Annotated in this window: 18 protein-coding genes; 9 read left to right on the top strand and 9 right to left on the bottom strand. The window is 55.7% G+C overall.

Annotated features, from left to right (window positions below):
- Window positions 1-4 precede the first annotated feature (4 nt).
- The 4 genes from INT32_RS16080 to INT32_RS16065 all read right to left on the bottom strand — a co-directional run bounded on the left by INT32_RS16080 (window position 5) and on the right by INT32_RS16065 (window position 4,276).
- On the bottom strand, window positions 5-1,252 hold the full coding sequence (locus INT32_RS16080) for a sarcosine oxidase subunit beta family protein (protein WP_193089732.1): 1,248 nt from the start codon (window positions 1,250-1,252) through the stop codon (window positions 5-7).
- 152 nt (window positions 1,253-1,404) lie between these two features.
- Complete coding sequence (locus tag INT32_RS16075; RefSeq protein ID WP_193089731.1) at window positions 1,405-2,478, bottom strand: GlxA family transcriptional regulator; 1,074 nt, start codon at window positions 2,476-2,478, stop codon at window positions 1,405-1,407.
- Window positions 2,479-2,643: 165 nt separating this feature from the next.
- Window positions 2,644-3,255 (bottom strand): LysE family translocator, encoded by a 612-nt coding sequence (locus INT32_RS16070; RefSeq protein WP_193089730.1) that lies wholly within the window; start codon window positions 3,253-3,255, stop codon window positions 2,644-2,646.
- Window positions 3,256-3,337: 82 nt separating this feature from the next.
- On the bottom strand, window positions 3,338-4,276 hold the full coding sequence (locus INT32_RS16065; RefSeq protein WP_193089729.1) for a DMT family transporter: 939 nt from the start codon (window positions 4,274-4,276) through the stop codon (window positions 3,338-3,340).
- 294 nt (window positions 4,277-4,570) lie between these two features.
- On the opposite strand from INT32_RS16065, the gene INT32_RS16060 reads away from it, so the two are divergent.
- A complete protein-coding gene (locus INT32_RS16060; protein WP_193089728.1) occupies window positions 4,571-5,470 on the top strand; it encodes a helix-turn-helix domain-containing protein in 900 nt (299 codons plus the stop codon).
- Between the two features lie 120 nt (window positions 5,471-5,590).
- Window positions 5,591-6,868, top strand: coding sequence for a bifunctional O-acetylhomoserine aminocarboxypropyltransferase/cysteine synthase (locus INT32_RS16055; protein WP_193089727.1), 1,278 nt, complete (start codon window positions 5,591-5,593; stop codon window positions 6,866-6,868).
- Window positions 6,869-6,883: 15 nt separating this feature from the next.
- Here the strand turns inward: INT32_RS16055 and INT32_RS16050 are convergent, their stop codons facing one another.
- Both INT32_RS16050 and INT32_RS16045 read right to left on the bottom strand, forming a co-directional pair.
- Window positions 6,884-7,864 (bottom strand): tripartite tricarboxylate transporter substrate binding protein, encoded by a 981-nt coding sequence (locus INT32_RS16050; RefSeq protein WP_193089726.1) that lies wholly within the window; start codon window positions 7,862-7,864, stop codon window positions 6,884-6,886.
- Window positions 7,865-7,905: 41 nt separating this feature from the next.
- Window positions 7,906-9,330, bottom strand: coding sequence for a CoA transferase (locus INT32_RS16045; protein ID WP_193089725.1), 1,425 nt, complete (start codon window positions 9,328-9,330; stop codon window positions 7,906-7,908).
- A gap of 96 nt (window positions 9,331-9,426) precedes the next feature.
- Here INT32_RS16045 and INT32_RS16040 point away from each other — a divergent pair, with 96 nt between their 5' ends.
- The 6 genes from INT32_RS16040 (at window position 9,427) to INT32_RS16015 (ending at window position 15,997) form a co-directional block, all read left to right on the top strand.
- Window positions 9,427-10,314, top strand: coding sequence for a LysR family transcriptional regulator (locus INT32_RS16040; protein WP_193089724.1), 888 nt, complete (start codon window positions 9,427-9,429; stop codon window positions 10,312-10,314).
- Between the two features lie 50 nt (window positions 10,315-10,364).
- On the top strand, window positions 10,365-10,787 hold the full coding sequence (gene arsC / locus INT32_RS16035) for an arsenate reductase (glutaredoxin) (protein WP_193089723.1): 423 nt from the start codon (window positions 10,365-10,367) through the stop codon (window positions 10,785-10,787).
- A 130-nt stretch (window positions 10,788-10,917) separates the two neighbouring features.
- Entirely contained in the window at window positions 10,918-12,006 is a 1,089-nt protein-coding gene (locus INT32_RS16030; RefSeq protein WP_193089722.1) for a Ku protein, read from the top strand.
- Window positions 12,007-12,042: 36 nt separating this feature from the next.
- Complete coding sequence (gene ligD / locus INT32_RS16025; protein WP_193089721.1) at window positions 12,043-14,598, top strand: DNA ligase D; 2,556 nt, start codon at window positions 12,043-12,045, stop codon at window positions 14,596-14,598.
- A gap of 102 nt (window positions 14,599-14,700) precedes the next feature.
- The gene (locus INT32_RS16020; protein WP_193089720.1) at window positions 14,701-15,312 is read left to right on the top strand and encodes a SagB/ThcOx family dehydrogenase; all 612 of its coding nucleotides are present in this window, start codon (window positions 14,701-14,703) and stop codon (window positions 15,310-15,312) included.
- 70 nt (window positions 15,313-15,382) lie between these two features.
- On the top strand, window positions 15,383-15,997 hold the full coding sequence (locus INT32_RS16015) for an NADPH-dependent FMN reductase (RefSeq protein WP_193089719.1): 615 nt from the start codon (window positions 15,383-15,385) through the stop codon (window positions 15,995-15,997).
- Here INT32_RS16015 and INT32_RS16010 read toward each other — a convergent pair.
- From INT32_RS16010 to INT32_RS16000, 3 genes are all read right to left on the bottom strand, one after another.
- Complete coding sequence (locus INT32_RS16010; RefSeq protein WP_193089718.1) at window positions 15,987-16,562, bottom strand: phosphonate degradation HD-domain oxygenase; 576 nt, start codon at window positions 16,560-16,562, stop codon at window positions 15,987-15,989. The two genes, INT32_RS16015 and INT32_RS16010, sit on opposite strands and share 11 nt — an antisense overlap.
- Before the next feature lie 142 nt (window positions 16,563-16,704).
- Entirely contained in the window at window positions 16,705-17,040 is a 336-nt protein-coding gene (locus INT32_RS16005; protein ID WP_226817144.1) for an SMR family transporter, read from the bottom strand.
- Window positions 17,037-17,705, bottom strand: a complete 669-nt coding sequence (locus INT32_RS16000) for a DsbA family protein (RefSeq protein WP_193089717.1) — start codon at window positions 17,703-17,705, stop codon at window positions 17,037-17,039. The genes INT32_RS16005 and INT32_RS16000 overlap by 4 nt, the downstream gene beginning before the upstream one ends.
- Before the next feature lie 190 nt (window positions 17,706-17,895).
- Between INT32_RS16000 and INT32_RS15995 the strand changes: the two genes are divergently transcribed.
- Window positions 17,896-18,633, top strand: coding sequence for an aldolase (locus INT32_RS15995; RefSeq protein ID WP_193089716.1), 738 nt, complete (start codon window positions 17,896-17,898; stop codon window positions 18,631-18,633).
- Window positions 18,634-18,733 lie beyond the last annotated feature (100 nt).

Raw genomic sequence — 18,733 nt, 5'->3', positions numbered from 1 at the left:
GATCCTAGTGCGCAACGGCAGCGGCGCCGTGCTCGTCTATGAGATGACCGGTATAGAAGCGGTCTATGGAGAACGGGGCGTTCAGCGGATGAGGTTCGTCGTTGGCAATGGTGTGGGCAAAAACCCAGCCCGAGCCCGGGGTTGCCTTGAAGCCGCCGGTACCCCAGCCACAATTGAAATAAAGTCCTTTGATCGGCGTTTTGGAGATGATGGGGCAGGCATCGGGACTGATGTCGACAATGCCGGCCCATTGCCGGTTCATGCGCACACGACTTAAGCTGGGGAACATCTCCACAATGGCCTGCAAGGTCTGTTCGATGCTCTGAAAACTGCCACGTTGGCCATAGCCTGTGTACTGGTCAATGCCGGCGCCAATGACCAGATCGCCTTTATCGGACTGGCTGATATACGCATGCACCGCGTTAGACATGACCACGGTGCTGATGGCAGGCTTGACCGGCTCCGACACGAGGGCCTGCAATGGATGGCTTTCCAGCGGCAAGCGGATGCCTGCCATATCGGCAAGCACACTTGAATGCCCGGCGGCCACGACCGCCACTTTCCTGGCGCGGATGATTCCCTTGCCGGTTTCAACACCCAGGACCACGCCATCCTTTTTAAGGATGTTGGTCACGGGGCAGTTTTGAATGATATCCACGCCCAGTTGGTCGGCCGCACGGGCAAAACCCCAGGCGACCGCGTCATGTCGCGCGACGCCGCCACGTGGCTGGAATGAGGCGCCCAGCACCGGGTAGCGGCTGTCCAGATTGATCAGCGGCTCCAGTTGCCTGATCTGTTCGCGGTCAAGCCATTGGCCGTCAACGCCGTTATACAGATTGGCATTGATGCGTCGCTGGGTATCGCGCACCTCTTGCAGGGTATGCGCCAGATTCATCACGCCACGCTGGCTGAACATGACGTTGTAGTTCAGCTCCTGGGACAGGCCTTCCCACAGCTTCATGGCTTTTTCATAGAGCTGTGCCGATTCGTCCCATAAATAGTTGGAGCGCACAATGGTGGTATTGCGAGCGGTGTTGCCGCCACCCAGCCAGCCTTTTTCCACAACAGCAATATTGCGGATCCCATGGGCCTTGGCCAGATAATAGGCGGTTGCCAGGCCATGACCACCCGCGCCAACAATAACCACGTCATATTCGTTCTTGGGTTCGGGACTGTGCCAGGCACGTCCCCATTTTTCGTTATGGCTCAGCCCGTTGCGGATCAGACTGAAAATCGAATAGCGGTTGCGCATGATATCCTCGTAGCAATCCTGTCTCGCCGTGATCAGGGCGGGCGCAGTGACTGCAAGTAGAGCAAATCGGGCGCTGCGCAGATAGAACTTTTCCGTCTATTGATTGGAATAATTACGCCATCATTGCGCGGTTTTCGAGTTCGGCAAATCGTTTAGTGAAAATCCTGGCGTCCGGGAAATACTTCGCTCACATAGTCGACCGGATCCGGGTTCTGCGCGGCCAGCAGGGATGCTGGCAACTGGGCCCGGCTGCGCCACTGGCCAGGAGACATTTCAAAAGTGCTTCGAAACTCCCGTCCCATATGTGACGCATCGGCAAAGCCACAAGCGCTGGCAATGGCGGCGATGGTTTTGGTCGAGTGGGTTAGCATCCAGGCGGCCATGCGCAGGCGAATTCCCCTGGAGTACGCTTGTGGAGTCATGCCCGATGATTGCTTAAAAAGCCGTTCCAGTTGCCGCACTGAAATATTGAGCTTACCTGCAAGCGCATCCAGCGTAAGCGCCTTGCCCATATGCTGCTCCATCAACAGCATGGCGCGCCGCACCACGGGATGGGTGTCCGGTGCGATGCCGGGTGGCAGCGGCTGGGGCGTCGTATGGGAATTGGCATTATCTATCTGCAGGATTCGCAAGGCCTTTTGCACGATAGCCTCGTCCATGTGTCGCTTCAGAATCTCGGCGGCCACATCAATGGACGCACGCCCTCCGGAGCAGGTAATGCGGCGGCGATCACAAACGTAGAGCCGGTCGGCAACAATCTGATTCGGGTCGGCTTGTGGGAACTGTTCGACAAAATCCCAGTAGTGGAACCAGCTGACGCAGATACGGTGATCCTGCATGACACCGGCCTGCATCAACGCAAAAACCCCGGTGCATACGCCAACCAGATTAACGTTCTTGTCTGCAGCCTGCTGTATAAATAGTTTCTGGGCGGCACTCAGTGGCAGGCCGGTGTGTAGCAAACCGCCCACCACTACCAGATAATCGAAGCGCGCAGGATCGCCCAGTTTTTCCGAGGGCATCACCTGGATTGTGCTGGATGAGCTCACCGGCGCCAGCGTTTCGTCGACCACATGCCAGGCGCAGCGAACCGGCTGGCTGTAATCGCCTTCGTCTCCGGCCAGACGCAGGACGTCCAGCAGACCCGAGAATGCGGTCAGCGTAAAGTGCGGCAGCAGCAGAAAGCCGAAGCGAATGGGCGCGGTATCCGTAGATTTCGGGTGCATGATGGTCGTGTTCCGTGACATTTGTATTCTAGCCAACCGTTGCGCGAAATGTCACCAGCGAAATGCCGCCAATATGACGCGCCCGCTCAATGCAGCCGAAACCGGGGGCAGTGGCGCAGGCAGGTGCGTCCTCGAAAAGCCCTCATGTTGACGGTGCCCGAGCGGCTATCTATCGGTCAATGCAAGTTTGGCGCCCAGCGCAACGAAGGCGGCGGCAAAGCTGCGGCGCAACCAGGTCATGACCGGGGGTCGAGAAATCACGTGGTGGCGAACCGCTGCGGCAAAGACGCCGTAACCGGTAAAAACGATAAATGTCATTGCCATGAAAACGGCAGACAGCTCCAGCATGATCGGTAGCGGGTTGCTGGCATGGTTGCCGACAAATTGCGGTAAAAAGGCGAAGAAAAAAATAGACAGCTTGGGGTTGAGCACATTGACGGCAATCGCGGAGCGAATCACATCCATATTGGAGCGGGGCGTGGCGCCGGTTTCAATTTTCAGCGCGCCATGCGCGCGCAAGGTCGTGAATGCCATATACAGCAGATAGGCGACACCGGCGTATCGGATTATTTCAAAAGCAAGGGCACTGGTATGCAACAACGCGGCCAGACCCGTAATGGCGGCGAACATGTGCGGCAAAATGCCTAACGTGCAACCGAAAGCGCAGATGACGGCGGCGCGGCGGCCCCGTGACAGGCCGGCTGCGACCGTTATGATGACGCCTGTGCCAGGCGAGATCACCACGATCAGGGACGTCAGTAAAAACTCCAAACTCATACTGTGGTTCCGGTAAAAGGTTCTGCAGGCAAAGGCGCTGTGGTCTGCACTAGCTTATACCAGTCTGTACCAGACAAACAACTTATAAATGCGATAGTTTGCGACGGCGGGCAATAATTTGCTGTATCCACTCGTAGCCGCTGACTAGCAATATGCCAAGCAGAACCATCAGGGCGCCGGCCACGAAATTGGGTTCCAGCGGCTCGTCCAGCAGCCATACGCCAAATGCAATGCCAAAAAGCGGGGTCATGAACGACAGGACGCCAAGCCGGGATGCCAGATACTGGCGCAGCAGCCAGAACCACAAGAGCAGGCTGCCGAAGGACACAACCAGTATCTGAAATGCCATGGCGGCAAAGGCGCGCGGCGTAGGGTTGAAATAAGTCTGGTCCATGAGGATGGCGGCAACGATCAGGACTGCAAAGCCGCCAATCAACTGATACAGCAAGGTGTGCGTGCTTGGGCAGTTGTTCAGGCGAGTGGTGCGTATGACGACTGTGGTCGCGCCCCAGGCCATGGCTGCACAGATGCCAAGCAAGTCGCCCAACAGCGGATTGGCGCCGCCGGGATCAGCCGATGCGCTGCGACCGGTAAAGGTTACGACAATGCCGGAAAAAGCGATGGCAATGCCCAGCCACTGGACCCTGTTCAGGCGTTCGTCGGGCACCTTCCAGTAAAGCCCAAGGGCGGCAAATACCGGGGCGGTGTATAGGAATATGACCATGTGAGAGGCTGTGGTATGGTGCAACCCCTCGGCAACCAGCAGAAATTCCAGGGCAAACAGCAGCCCGGCCGCAATCCCGGGTTTCCAGGTCCCGTCAGACAGCACAATACGGTCGCCGCGCGCATAGATAAGGATGTACACCATGATGGCTGAAATGCCGGAGCGCACAGCAATCTGAAATACAGGCGCAACGTCTGGCGCCGCGCCCTTGAGCACGACCTGTTGCAGACCCCAAATTGCGCAAGTAAGCAGCATCAGCCCGGTAGCCTTGCGATCAATTGCCCTGCGGTGTTCCATTTTTTTTCCTGTTCGTGATAAGTCTATTGTGAAACAGAATTATCTCATTGACGGATAATCACCATATACTGTAAATATGACAATCGATATCGGTATTAAGCCAATTATCGGTATCGAGGCAACTTCTTGTACGCGGGCGGCAAGCGCCCTTCAGAGACGGTTTGCTGATTTTTCAGATAATTCTGACTGCTGCAGGATACGGGGGCGTCGTTTGCCTGCTGTAGGTATTGCCGTTAGCGCGCCACCTTTATTGGCCTTTAAATCCGTTATATAGCCTTGTATACGATCATGTTCATGAAAAAATCTGGCTTCTCACCCAGCAACGCGACGCATTTGCGTCGGCCTCCGTTTGAGACGACATTGCCGGCACCGATCGTTTTTCGGGTGGTGAGCGTGCAGGCAGACACGGTGTACCCGCGTCATCTTCACAACTGGGGGGAGTTTGTATACTCCTTTAGCGGCATCATGGAGATCGAGCTGGCCCACCAGCATTACCTTGCGCCGCCCCAATATGGTCTTTGGCTGCCGCCCCGTACCGAGCACATCGCGTTCAATCGTCATGCGGGTATTCACTGCTCCCTGTATGTGGACGCAGCGCTGTGTCAGACGTTGCCCGGCGTGACCTGTGCATTGACCGTGAGCCCGTTTATGCGGGCGCTGCTCGATGAGCTGGGCAGAAGGCCACCGGCCATTGTCGCTACGTTACAGGAACAACGCCTGTTGCGGGTGTTGGTGGATCAGCTGGAGCAGGCCGATTGTGCCGGGACCTACCTGCCCACTTCGGACGATCCTTTGCTCAAGCCCGTGTTGCTGGCGCTGCAGGCCAATCCAGGTGATGCACGCACGATCGCCGAGTTTGCCGCGATCAGCCATACTACAGAGAGAACACTGATGCGCCGTTGCCAGCGTGATCTGGGCATGTCTTTTGTTGAATGGCGACAGCGGCTCAAGGTGCTGGCCTCGCTGGCGCGGCTTGATCGGGGAGAAACCGTGGAAGCGATTGGCCTGGATCTGGGTTACAGCAGCGCGTCGGCATTCATCAGCATGTTTCGCCGCCTGATGGGAACCACGCCCGATGAGTACCGCAAGGGCCGGCGCACGCAGGGCGCAATACTGGCCGCAGGCCAAAGCAAGGCACAGGGCCCCTTGCAACTGGCCAGTGCGCAACAGCATATATATCCAACACATAAGTAAAGATCAACTGGAAGGCTGACAGAACCGGTGATGTCGGGTATAAAGCGGGATCAGATATTTATTATGTCATTCAGGGTATTTGATATTTACCTTGATATTTGATTTCAGAAAGGAGAAGAAATGAAGCTTGAGACATTGGCCATTCATGCGGGTTACACGCCGGAACCCACTACCAAGGCAGTCGCTGTACCCATTTATCAGACGTCCTCTTTTGCCTTTGATAATACGCAGCATGGCGCCGACCTGTTCGATCTGAAAGTTGCCGGCAATATCTACTCGCGTATCATGAATCCGACCAATGCGGTGCTGGAAGAGCGCGTAGCCGCCCTGGAAGGCGGGATTGCGGCGCTGGCGGTCGCCTCGGGAATGGCAGCCATCACCTATGCCATCCAGACTATTACCCAGGCTGGCGACAATATTGTATCGGTCAGCAAACTGTATGGCGGTACCTATAACCTGTTTGCCCACGCATTTCCACGCCAGGGGATCGAGGTGCGCATGGCGCCTCACAATGATATTGCGGCGCTCGAAGCGTTGATCGATGACAAAACCAAAGCGGTGTTCTGCGAATCCATTGGCAACCCGGCTGGCAATCTGATTGATCTGCGCGCACTGGCAGACGCTGCGCACCGGCACGGGGTCCCGCTAATCGTGGACAACACCGTGGCAACGCCGGCGCTGTGCCGTCCCTTTGAGCACGGCGCCGATATTGTTGTGCATTCGCTGACCAAATATATGGGCGGCCATGGCACGACCATTGCGGGGGCCGTGGTCGATTCCGGCAAGTTCCCCTGGGCTGAGCACAAGCAACGGTTTGCGGTACTGAATGAGCCAGATCCGGCCTACCATGGCGTGGTCTATACCGAAGCATTTGCCGAAGCGGCCTTTATCGGGCGTTGTCGCGTCGGCCCGTTGCGCAACACGGGGGCCGCATTGGCTCCGCTGGCTGCCTTTCAGATTTTGCAGGGTATTGAAACGCTGGCATTGCGCGTGGAGCGCCACTGTGAAAATGCGCTGAAGGTGGCACAGTTTCTGCAGAAGCATGAGCAAGTCAGCTGGGTGAAATATGCGGGTCTGCCCGATCATCCGGAACACGAACTGGCCCGCAAATATATGGGTGGTAAACCATCGGCCATCCTGTGCTTTGGCGTCAAAGGTGATGCCCAGGCCGGCGCGCGCTTTATTGATGCGCTGCAATTGATCACGCGCCTGGTAAATATTGGCGATGCCAAATCTCTGGCATGCCACCCGGCCACGACCACCCACCGCCAGCTCAACGAGCAGGAGTTGGAGAAGGCCGGGGTCAGCCAGGATATGGTCAGGCTCTCTATTGGCATTGAGCACATCGACGATATTCTGGCTGACCTGGATCAGGCATTGCAGCAAAGTCAGGGCTGATTGCCACAGGGGGAACTATTTGGCGCTCAAATTGAGATCGCTGATGGTTTTTGACCAGCGGGTGTATTCATTCTTGATAAAGGCCTGACATTCTGCAGCAGACATATGCATAATGTCAGCGCCCTGATAGTGCAGGCTTTTGAGGACTTCCTCGTCTTTCAATGCAGTCTGCACTGCATCATCAAGCGTGTTCAGTACCGCCGGCGGCGTGTTTTTGGGGGCGAGCAAAGTCTGCCAGGTGCCAGCATCATAGCCCTTGAGTTCAGTCACACTTTCGCTCAAAGTCGGGACCTCCGGCAGGGCGCTTGAACGTTTTTCCGATGTAACTGCCAGTGCCTTGATAATACCTTTCTGAATAAAGGGCAGGGCACTATTGAACGAGCCGGAATACATGAAACTCACGTTGCCGGCGGCTAGATCGGTCAGTGCAGGGCCGTTTCCCTTGTACGGTACATGCTGGAACTGTTGTCCCAACTTGCTGGCAATCTCCATGGCCACAAGATGGTCGATAGCCCCGTTTCCAGAGGACCCCATAAAATATTTCCCGGGATTATCTTTAACCAGTTTGTAGAACTGATTCACGTTATCGGCCGGAACTTTATTGTTTACCAATAGAATCAATGGAACTTTGGTCGTGCAGGAGGCTGCTTCAAACGCTTTTTCGGGATTCAGGTCATCGCGTTTGAAAAGTGGTGGTGCTGTGGTGACCGAAGATGTTCCGTACATGATCGTGTAGCCATCGGGCTTGGCCCGGGCCAAATCCTGCGATCCGATATTACCGCCGGCACCCGGTCGGTTTTCAATCACAAACGGTGTTTTCATTACATCGGCCACTTTTCGGAACAGGACACGACCTATGGCATCTGTTGGGCCGCCGGGCGAAAAGCCGATAATTACGCTTACAGGTTTGTCTGGGTAAGTAGAGTCGGCATAAGCCGTTGTTACGTTCAGGCTGGTGGCCAGCGTGATTGCCATTACGGAAGGGATTGTTTTCATATTTGTCTCCAATGTCAACGTTCGAATATATTCTTATGTGTTCACTCCTGCCATCGGGCAGGAAACGCTCCGGTGGGAGAGGGTGGTAGCGTCCATTTTGCGGGTGTATCAGAGAACTGGGCGACCGGTCCCAACTGTTCCAGCGGACCGTAGGGGGAGTCCCTACGTTCCAGTTCCGGTCGCAGGGTTGCGGCAAAGTGCTGGCCAGAAATAGCGGCATCCGGTGGGGCAAGTAAACCCAGGTCCTGCACCCACATTGATGTACGTGTAAGGGACACTTTGACATGATAGCTGCCACCTTCACGGGCCCGGCGCAATAGTGCCATCATGACGCCGGTGGCGCCCAGATAACCGGTCAGATAATCGTTGAGCAGATAGGTGGGCACCAAACGGGGTCGGTTGGCATCACCCTCAGTCGTGGCTATGCCACTGACAATTTGGCCCAGTTGCTCGAATCCGCCGCGTGTTGCCCACGGTCCACTGTCACCGTAAGCGCTCACAGACACATAAATAATACCCGGGCGGATGCTCGCTGACTGTATCGCACCAAATCCCCGTGCTTGCAGGCTGCCCGGCCGCCAGGATTGGACCATGACATCTGTGTTGGCAATCAGCTCGCGCAACTGTGTGCAATCGCTATCGCGGTCCAAATCACAAAATGCCGAACGTTTGCCAATGTTTGTGTCTATGGTTTGCCGGAAAGGGTCTTGACGCAACGGAGGGTCCAGTCTCAGCACTTCAGCGCCATGCTCAGCCAGTGTGCGGGCAACGACTGGGCCGGCGATTACGTGGCCCATATCGAGCACACGAAGCGCGTCAAGGGGGCGTTGGTATGCCTTAACGGGAACGGGCTCACTGTCGTCGATTTTTTCAATCTGTATGACTGGCTGTGCCGCTAGGATCTTGCCCTGCGGGTGTGAGCGCCACTCTTGCTGGTTTCTGGCATAAATGCCCGGTAGGCGTGCTGTAGCGAAGGCTTCTTCCAGGTCATGAGCCGTCCATTTTGCAATCGCCTCGGCCAGTCCGGATTCAGTATTGGGACAGTGCAGCAATTTGAGCACACCATCGCGCAAATGTGGATATGAACCGATGGGAAAAAACCAGCGCTGATCCTGCGTGCGATAAAAGTCGGCCTTCAGCTCGGTTAGCAGAGATAGGGCTGGCAGACTATAGCCACTCTGGGTTTGGAAATGCCCCGGATTCAGTGAACTTGCAGCCTGCATCCAATTGAGCTCAACGGTTTGGGAGCTGCCTTTTGCTTGTTTCCACCATTGTTGCACGGCTACAGCATAGGCACCTATGGCAGATGCCGCGCTCACCGCCAACTTGTGTCGCGAATCGAAGGCCGGCAGCGTGCCATGCAGCGACAAGCACGAATCGGGCTGTTTACCCAGTGTTGGTTCTTGTGACAGCAAGGTTTGGATGGTGCGTCGCACATCGCTTTCGGCTTGTGTATTTTGAGTCATCGTCATTGTTTCCATTGATTTATCGGAAAATTCTAGTGTCGTCAGACATTCGTGTCTAATATATAAATAATGTCAATTGAGATAAATAATGTCTTTATGCTGAACAGCAAACTACTCAGGCAATTTATTGCCGTCGCTGAAGAGCTGCACTTCGGTCGTGCGGCGTTGCGCGTCAATATCGCGCAATCTCCGCTTAGCCAGGCCATTCAAAAGCTGGAGCAGCAGCTTGATGTACAGTTGTTCGAACGGAATAAACGAAACGTCACTCTGACGGCTGCAGGGCGGGTGTTCCTTGAGGAAGCGAAACAGTGGCTCAAATACGAGCGACTGGCCATCGAACGAACGCAGCATGCGCGGCATGGCACTATTGGCCATCTTTCTATGGGTTTTATTGGCAGCGTAGGTTACGGATTCATGCCGGATCTAATCACCCGATTTCGAAAACAATATCCGAATATCACGTTTCGTCTTGTGGAGACGACCACGTTGGATCAGTTGGAGCAACTGGGTAATCACAGCCTTGATGTCGGTCTGCTGCGAACACCGCTGGCATCGCAAGCGCCGGGGATTGCCACGCGGGTTTATGCACGCGACAGACTGATGGTCGCGTTATCGGTTAACCATCCGTTGAGTAAGAGAAAGCAGGTGTCTCTTAAAGAACTCGCTGAGGAGTCATTTGTTGCATTTTCACGTGAACGGGTGCCCGCTGCGCATGCGCAGTTGGTGGCTGCTTGTATGGAGGCGGGCTTTTATCCGAATATTGAACAGGAATGTGCACAGGTGGCAAGCATGGTCTGCATTATTGCGACGGGTCTGTCGGTCGCACTGGTGGCGGCAAATCTGACAGCGCTGATCCACCCAAGCGTGCACTACGTTCCCTTGTCCGACAGCACGCCACATTTGCATCAGGAAATCTCTGTGGCATGGCGGGAAAAGGACGATAATCCTGCGCTGGCCTCTCTGTTGAAGGTTGCACGCATTTAAGCAAGCTAAGTGCTATGATTGAACCACCAACGGTACAGGAGTCCCTCCTCATGGACATTACAATTTATCACAATACCCGCTGTGGTACTTCACGCACGACGCTGGCGCTCATCCGCAATGCGGGTGTCGAGCCCAATATCATAGAATACCTGCACAATCCGCCTTCCCGGGAAGAGCTCATGGCAATCATAGAGAAGGCCGGAATCAGCGTACGTGATGCCGTGCGGCAGAAAGAGACGCTGTTCAAGGAACTTGGGCTGGATGACCCGGCCGTGAGCGACGATCGGCTGCTGGATGCCATGATTGAATACCCGATTCTAATCAATCGTCCCTTTGTGATCACGCCTAAAGGCGCGCGCCTGTGCCGCCCGTCAGAGCTGGTGCTGGATATTTTGCCGCTGCCGCAAAAAGGCGCCGTCAATCGTGATGACGGCACACCGCTGATCGACGCATTGGGTCAAAAGGTCACGTAGGCCTGAACGATCACAGGAAACACCACTCGTTTCATTGCATTTGATATTGAAGCAGCCTCTGCGCCGCTTCACAATGTTGCAGGACTCGCGCTGCGTTTGGCGCATTGATGACCTTGAATAAGGACCTGATATGGCACGCCCGATCTGGAATGGTACGCTTTCTTTTGGACTGTTGAATATACCCGTGGCGCTGATGCCCGGGGAGCGGCGCATGGATCTGCATTTTCGGATGCTGGACTCGCGTGACAAGGCGCCAGTGCGATACGAGCGGGTCAATGCCGACACCGGAGATGAGGTGCCGTGGAAAGACATCGTCAAGGCGTTCGAATATAGCAAAGGCAATTATGTGGTGCTTGAGCCCGATGATATTCGCGATGCAGCACCGCAAAGCAAGGAGTCGGTTGATGTAGAGGCCTTTATCGACGCCAGTGCTATCGGGCCGGCTTATTTCGAAAAACCCTATGTGCTGGTGCCGGGAAAAAAGGCGGAAAAAGGTTACGTGCTGTTGCGCGAAACGCTGCGCGATGCCGGCAAGATCGGGATCGCACGTGTGGTCATACGCACGCGCGAATATCTGTGTGCCGTCATGCCGCAAGGCGATGCGCTCATGCTGATTCTGTTGCGATATCCACAGGAGCTGATCGATGTGCAAGACTACCGGATTCCGGAAGGCAAGTTGAGCGACTACCGGATTTCCCGTCAGGAAATGGACATGGCCAGTCAATTGATCGCATCCATGCAAGCCGACTGGAAACCTGACCAATACAAGGACGAATTCCGACAGCGGCTTTCAGATGTAATTAAAAAACGGATGAAAGCCAACAAGGTCAGCCACCGTCCGGAGGACGAACTGGAAGATGCCGCGGTACCGGAGAATGCCGCTACCAATGTGGTCGACTTCATGTCGCTGCTCAAGCAAAGCCTGGCAACCAACAAGCGGACACCGCCCAAGGCGGCCAAGTCCAAATCTGCTGCCAAAGGCAGCGACAGCACGGCAAGCAAGGCGAGCAAAAAGGCTCCGGCAAAATCGGCGAGCAAAGCTGCGCAGCGCAAGGGCACTATGGCCAATGGTAAAACGGCCAGCGGTAAAGCGGCAGGCAAGACGTCCAAATCTACGACGACCGCCAGAAAAGCCGCCAAGGCAACGACAAAGAAAAGCGCCGGTTCGTCCGGGGCCGGTTCACGCAAGCGTGCTGCCAGCACTAAAAAGGCGGCCTAACGCACACTTATCCAAAACGACAGACCGGGAGCGCCTATGAGCCTTGCCGACTATCAGCGCAAACGCAGGTTTGACCGTACTCCGGAACCGCAGGTGGACGCCATGGGCGGTGGCCGACCCATCTTTGTCGTCCAGCTGCATCATGCCAGCCATCGCCATTATGATTTTCGTCTGCAGGTTGCCGGTGCGCTCAAGAGCTGGGCCGTGCCCAAAGGCCCCAGTCTGGATCCGACGGTCAAGCGCCTGGCGGTGGAAGTTGAGGACCATCCAGTCAGCTATGCCAATTTCGAGGGTGATATTCCCAAAGGCGAATACGGCGCAGGCAATGTCAGAATATTCGATAGCGGCATCTGGAGCACTAATGAAGAGGCCGAAACGCAACTGGCTAAAGGGCATTTGAAGTTTGAACTGTTTGGCGATATTTTGCAGGGCGGATGGCATTTGATCCGAAGCCATCGTCGCAGTCGCCAGCAACAGTGGTTGCTGATCAAACAGGACGATGCCTTTGCCCAGGACAGGGAGGCCGATGACTTTGTCGATGAGCCGGCACCGTCTGCCACGGATGGCAAAAGAGCTATCGAAAAAAAAACGGGTGCGGTTAAAAAGACCGCCACAGGAAAAACGGCAAAAGGCAAAATTACTACTGGTGCAACATCAAAAGGTGCAACATCAAAAGGCGCAACAAAAAAAGCCGCAGCCGGCACGCAACGCCAGCGAGATCCGGCAACGGTGGCCTGGCACGCGCAGCTTGATGCCTTCAAGGGCGCAAAGCGACAATCGTTGCAGCACAAACCGTTTGCGCCACAATTATGTCATACGGCAGACAAGGCGCCTGTTGGCGAGGACTGGCTGCATGAAGTCAAATGGGACGGCTATCGCCTGCTGTGCACGATTGTCGACGGCACTCCAGCCTTGTGGTCGCGCAATGGTCTGGACTGGACGGCGCGCTTGCCTGATGTCGCGCGTGATATGGCGTCGCTCGGGTTGCAGCAGGCCGCCTTTGATGGGGAGCTGGTCGTGCTCGATGGCGTGCGCAGCAATTTTTCAGCATTGCAGGCCACGCTGTCTGGTGAAAGGCAGGCGCCATTGAGTTATTTGCTGTTCGACCTGATTCATCTGGAAGGGTTTGATCTGTGCGATGTGCCGTTGCAGGATCGCAAGGCGTTGCTGCAGACAGTATTACAAGACGCGCCATCACGATTGCGATACAGCTCGCATCTGGTGGGTTTCGGTCCGCAGGTGTTTGAGCGAGTAACAGCGGAAAAACTCGAAGGCATTATTTCAAAACGGGTGAATGCCCCGTATCACGATGGCCGCAGCAGAAGCTGGCAGAAAATAAAAATGGAACTCAGTGATGAATTTGCCATTGCCGGCTTCATTGAACCCAAAGGCAGCCGCACGGGGATTGGCTCGTTACTGCTGGCATCGCCCCAGGGCAAGACTGGCTGGCGGCTTGCCGGGCGTGTCGGCACCGGCATGAACGACGCGATGTTGCGTCAGCTATCGGCCATGTTGCGACCGGTTGCAGGGGCCGAACCGACCGTGACGGTTGCAGGCATCGATTCCGATCTGCGGCGTGCAAAATGGGTCAGGCCCCAACAGGTGGTCGAGGTGTTTTATCGTGGACACAGCAGCCAGGGACTGTTGCGTCACACGGCCTTCAAAACATTGAGAGAAGACAAGTCTGCTGCCGATCTGCGAGGCAGCCAGGCAAAAGAGGAGCCTATGAAAAAAGATATCGTTCATATCAGTAGCCCGGATCGCATGGTGTACCCCGAGATGCATGTGAGCAAGCAGGATGTGGCCGACTATTACGAACGCGTGATGGACTGGTTGTTGCCGGGGGTAGCCGGACGGCCGCTATCGGTGCTGCGCTGCCCGGATGGCACGCAAAAAGCCTGTTTTTTCCAGAAACACCATACGGCCGGCATGGATGTCAGTACGGTCATTCTGCAGGAAGAGCAGGGTGGCAGGCAGGACTATCTGATGGTGCGCGACAAGAAGGATGTCATGCAGCTGGTGCAGTTTAGCGCGCTGGAGTTTCATCCATGGGGTGCGCTGGCCGACAGCCCGGACGACTGCGACCGTCTGGTGTTTGATCTTGACCCTTCTGCCGAAGTGCCGTGGGCCACGGTGAAAAAGGCGGCGCGTCAGGTGCGCGATCTGCTGGAGCAATTGCAGTTGCAATCGTTTGTACGCACCACCGGAGGTAAAGGGCTGCATGTAGTGGCGCCGCTGAACCCGCCCGTGCCCTGGGAGGATGCACGACAATTTGCACGTGCTTTTGCCGAATCGCTGGCCGGGGCGCAGCCGGACACCTATATCGCAACGGCCTCCAAAAAACAGCGCAAGGGACTGATTTTCGTGGACTATTTGCGCAATGGGCGTGGCGCCACCAGTGTCTGTTCGTATTCGCTGCGTGCCCGGCCTGGTGCCGCAGTGGCTACACCGTTGCGTTGGGAAGAGCTGGGACGCATAAAATCGTCAGATGCCTTCCATATCCGCAATCTGCCGCAACGCCTGGCCCGGCTTGCGAGCGATCCCTGGCAGGAATTGACCAGGATCAGGCAGTCACTACCTGATCTGTTCTAGTGGTGGCCAGTGTAGCGCACTGCGTGATGATGCCCGTCGAGCAACTGCTGTCTGATGAATCGCCGTATATAATGAATTTTCGTATTTACTATGGAGCTTGTCATGGCCGTTACGGCTTCACAGCAGGAACGTGATGTTCTGTATACATTGATTTCGCGTCGCCGCTCTGTCCGGCAGTTTACCGACGCGCCGATTGATGAACAGGCACTCATACGCATCCTCACCTGCGCGCAAGGGGTCAACAGCAGCGACGGCAAGCGGGGTGCGCCATCGGCGCATGCGTTGTACCCGCTAGGTTTGACGGTTCTTGTACGACGCGTGCAGGGCGTAGAGGTGGGCAACTATCTGTTTGAGCCCGAACGCAACGGTCTTGAGCGGCTGGCCCATGCCCCTGTTTCCGGCAGTTTGCTTTCGGCCTCTCTTGCCGATGATCTGTGGCTGGAGACAGCCCCTGTTGTGATCGTCATTACTGCCGACTATGCCCTGGCATTGCGCCATTTTGCTGACCAGCAGCCCGATGGCTTGCGCGGTGCCCGCTATGTAGATGTAGAGACCGGCGCCGTGGCACAGAACCTTTATCTGGCAGCGCAAGTCGAGAATCTGGGCGGCGTGCTGGTCATGGGGATAGATGACGAGGCGCTTGCCAGGCAACTGACTTTGCCCGCCGCACATAAACCGGTGGCGCTTTTTTGTCTGGGACAAGGCCAGGTGTAATTGTCGATCAATCAGACCGACAGTTGGTTTTGTTATGATGAATGTCATAATGATATTCAGGAAACATGCAATGACGCCAATTGAGAACGACAAACCGATCACGGGCAAGCCCCATATTCTGCTGCTCTCGGGCAGCACTCGACGACAGTCCTACAATACCCGTCTGGCTCGTCATATGGCGCTGGCGGTTGAGCAGGCCGGGGGCGTTGCGACATTGATTAGCCTGGCCGATTATTCGATGGCGATCTATCATGGCGATGATGAAGCGCAGTTTGGCTTGCCCGACGCTGCGCGGCAACTGCGAACGCTGTTCAAGTCGCATCATGGCGTGTTCTTTGCCTCTCCGGAGGAAAATTCCTCCATCTCGGCTTTGCTGAAAAATACGCTGGACTGGGTGTCGCGTGCAGACGGCGACGAGCCCGGCAAAGTACCCTATATTGGCAAGGTCGCAGCCATTGGTGGCGCAACCACAGGCCCGTCTGGAACCAGACTGGGCCTGTTGCATTTGCGCACGGTATTGTCAGGATTGGGCATGTTGGTATTGCCATCGGTCATGGCGATTCCCTTTGCCGCCAACGCATTTGATGAAGCGGGTCTTTTGCAAAGCGAAGAGCAGCGCTCGGCAGCTGAAGCACTCGCGCTGTCCCTGGTCAGGACGGCGAGCGCAGTGGGCGTTACGTCGTGAGGGTGATAGCAGCAGGCAGGTACACCTTTTTCACATAGCGCATGAAATGTGCCAGATCAGGCGTTGTGCGTTGCGGCACCTTGGCCAGATCATCCCATCGGCGCAGACGCAGTGCGTCCTGGGCGTAAGGGCGTTGCTGGAATTGTTCAACCTCTGCCTGGCTGAACGGGCCACCCTGCAGACCCAGGCTGTGCACCGAAGCAGGCGACAGCGTCCCGAAATAATCTGGGTCAATGGCGCACAGGCAGCGCTTGGCATCGACGTGCATTTTGACCGGTTCAATGACCGATTCCGGAAACCCCGGCTGCAAAAAAGGCACGGCGGCCAATTGATGGCGATGGTCGACGCCCGGGAATGCATTATCACGCTCCTGATTGCGCGCTTCCAGGATGTGGCCCAGGTCATGCAACAGGGCTGCGGCAATCAGCGAATCGGCAGCGCGCTCGGTCTCGGCAAGACAGGCCGCTTGCAGGGCATGTTCCAGTTGCGTGACTGCCTCGCCGTCGTACAATGAGGCGCCATATTGCTCGTACAGCGATTGAATGTCTTCGGGAGTAAGTGGCATGAAAGTTCCTGTTTTCGGGTAAAAAGCACCAGCATATCCCCCAAAAATGACAGACGGTTGACCAGGTGCCACAAATGATGCCTGAGCGAATCATCCGTTGTGGACAGGTCCAGTATTTGTAGGCGAAACCTTCTTGACTGCCCTAATGCGAAACGCTGCCGGAAAATACGTTGATGACGATGACACCGGCAATAATCAGGCCGATGCCCAGCAGTGCGGCTCCATCAAGAGATTGCCCGAACCAGATCCAGCTGATCAGCGAGATGAGCACGATGCCGGCTCCCGACCATATTGCATACGCAATACCAGTAGGCATCGTGCGCAAGCTGAGCGACAAAAGGTAAAACGCAGCGGCGTATCCCACAATAGTGATGATTGAAGGAACAAGCCGTGTGAAGCTCTCGGACGATTTAAGAAAGGAAGTGGCAAGCACTTCCATGACGATCGCGCCAGCCAGATATAAATAGGTGAAAATCATCGTGATGAGCGCCCACCTTGGTCAGGGCCCACTTTTTCTTCGACCAGGGCAGTAAAGCCAGCCGCATCACCATAGTAGCGCTCGTGCTGCAGTTTTTCGAGCACATCGTCCTTTTGAATCACAAAGGCCGGGAAGCCTTGTGCGCCGGCATAATGCATCAGCGTGAGCGTGCTGTCCAGATGCGCCTGGATATTGTCATTCAGTATGTCGTGATAAGTCCTGATGAATAACGCGCGGTCAATCTGCAGCGACTGCGCCAGATCTGCCAGCACATCTTCCTGGACGACGGCGCGGCCTTCGCGGTAGTGTGCATATTGGATGGCCTGCAACATGGCTGATTCACTGCCCGTAGATATCGCGCCTACCGCAAGAATGGCCGCAATGGGTGGCAAGGAGTCATAAATGGTATCGTCGCGGGCGAGCAATCCGTCTAGATAGGGCTGGCCAAAAATCTGGCCGGTCATGCTTGCGATACGCGCGTCGGCCTGGCCAATCTGGACCCGTTTGCTTTGTGGCAGCGTCATGCGCTGGAACAGCCCGCCCGCATGCATTTCAAATGCAATTTTCTCGCGCACGGGAGAGGCAAGAACGCGTTCAAGCAGGGGCTCGGCGGCATAACACCAGCCGCAAAGGGGATCATAAATATAGTGCAGTGTGATTTTCATGGCGAGACCCTGTAAATAGGTGGCAAATCGCTGAGCAGATCGAAATTTACACAAATGAGCCAATTGGCACTAGACTAGTCATACGGTCCTCGTGCCTTGCTAATGTGGGCGATACTGCGTGAACGATTGTATTTCATTCGCAGGCGGGGTATTTGACGTTTGGAAAAATAATATTATCAGGGAGAGCGGGATGGACACCATCCAGAATCAATATGAAGCCGTTTATCACTCGGACGAGACAACCCGGTTGCGCCAGGATCTGGCGCTGGCCTTGCGGGCGGCTGCCTTTCATGATCTTTCGGAGGGCGTCTGCAATCACTTTAGCGCCGAGGTGCCCGCCTGTGCCGACTGGTTCCTGCTGAATCCGCGCGGCTTCCAGTGGTCTGAAATACAGGCCGAGGATATTGTCATGGTTGATGCCGATGGCAATAAATTGTGGGGCAAACATGAAATTGAACCCACTGCATTGTTTATTCACGCTGCCGTACATCGGATTGCACGCAAAAAATGTGTGCTGCATACGCATATGCCTTATGCGACTGCACTGACGCTGACGGAGAACGGCGGGCTGGACCCGCTGCTATCGCAAAATGCGATGCGGTTCTACAACCGAATCGCTGTCGATCGTACCTATAACGGTCTGGCGCTGGATCACGCCGAGGGCGAGCGCATTGCACATGCCATGAATGGCGCCGATGTTGCGTTTTTGACGAATCATGGTCCGATAGTCTGTGGTGAAAGCGTCGCTTATGCGTACGATGATTTGTACTATCTGGAGCGCGCTGCGCGCGTGGAAGTACTGGCGCATTCATCGGGCTTGCCGTTAAAGTCGGTGGAGGAAGACAAGGCAGCACTGGCGGCCAGCCAGATACAGCAGGAACGGCTGCAGTCTATGTTGTTCTTTGAGTCGCTGCGCCGCTTGCTGTAAGCGCTTAGGGCCGACGGCACCGGTCAGCAGGCCGGCAAACAGATGCCAGAAATATTTGTCCGACCTGAACACGGCGCAGCAAGCGCAGACGCCGCCCGCC

This window comes from Advenella sp. FME57 (assembly GCF_014897675.1).
Taxonomy (GTDB): Bacteria; Pseudomonadota; Gammaproteobacteria; order Burkholderiales; family Burkholderiaceae_B; genus Advenella.
Note: the sequence above shows the minus strand (reverse complement) of the source record. Positions and strands in the feature narration are given on the sequence as shown.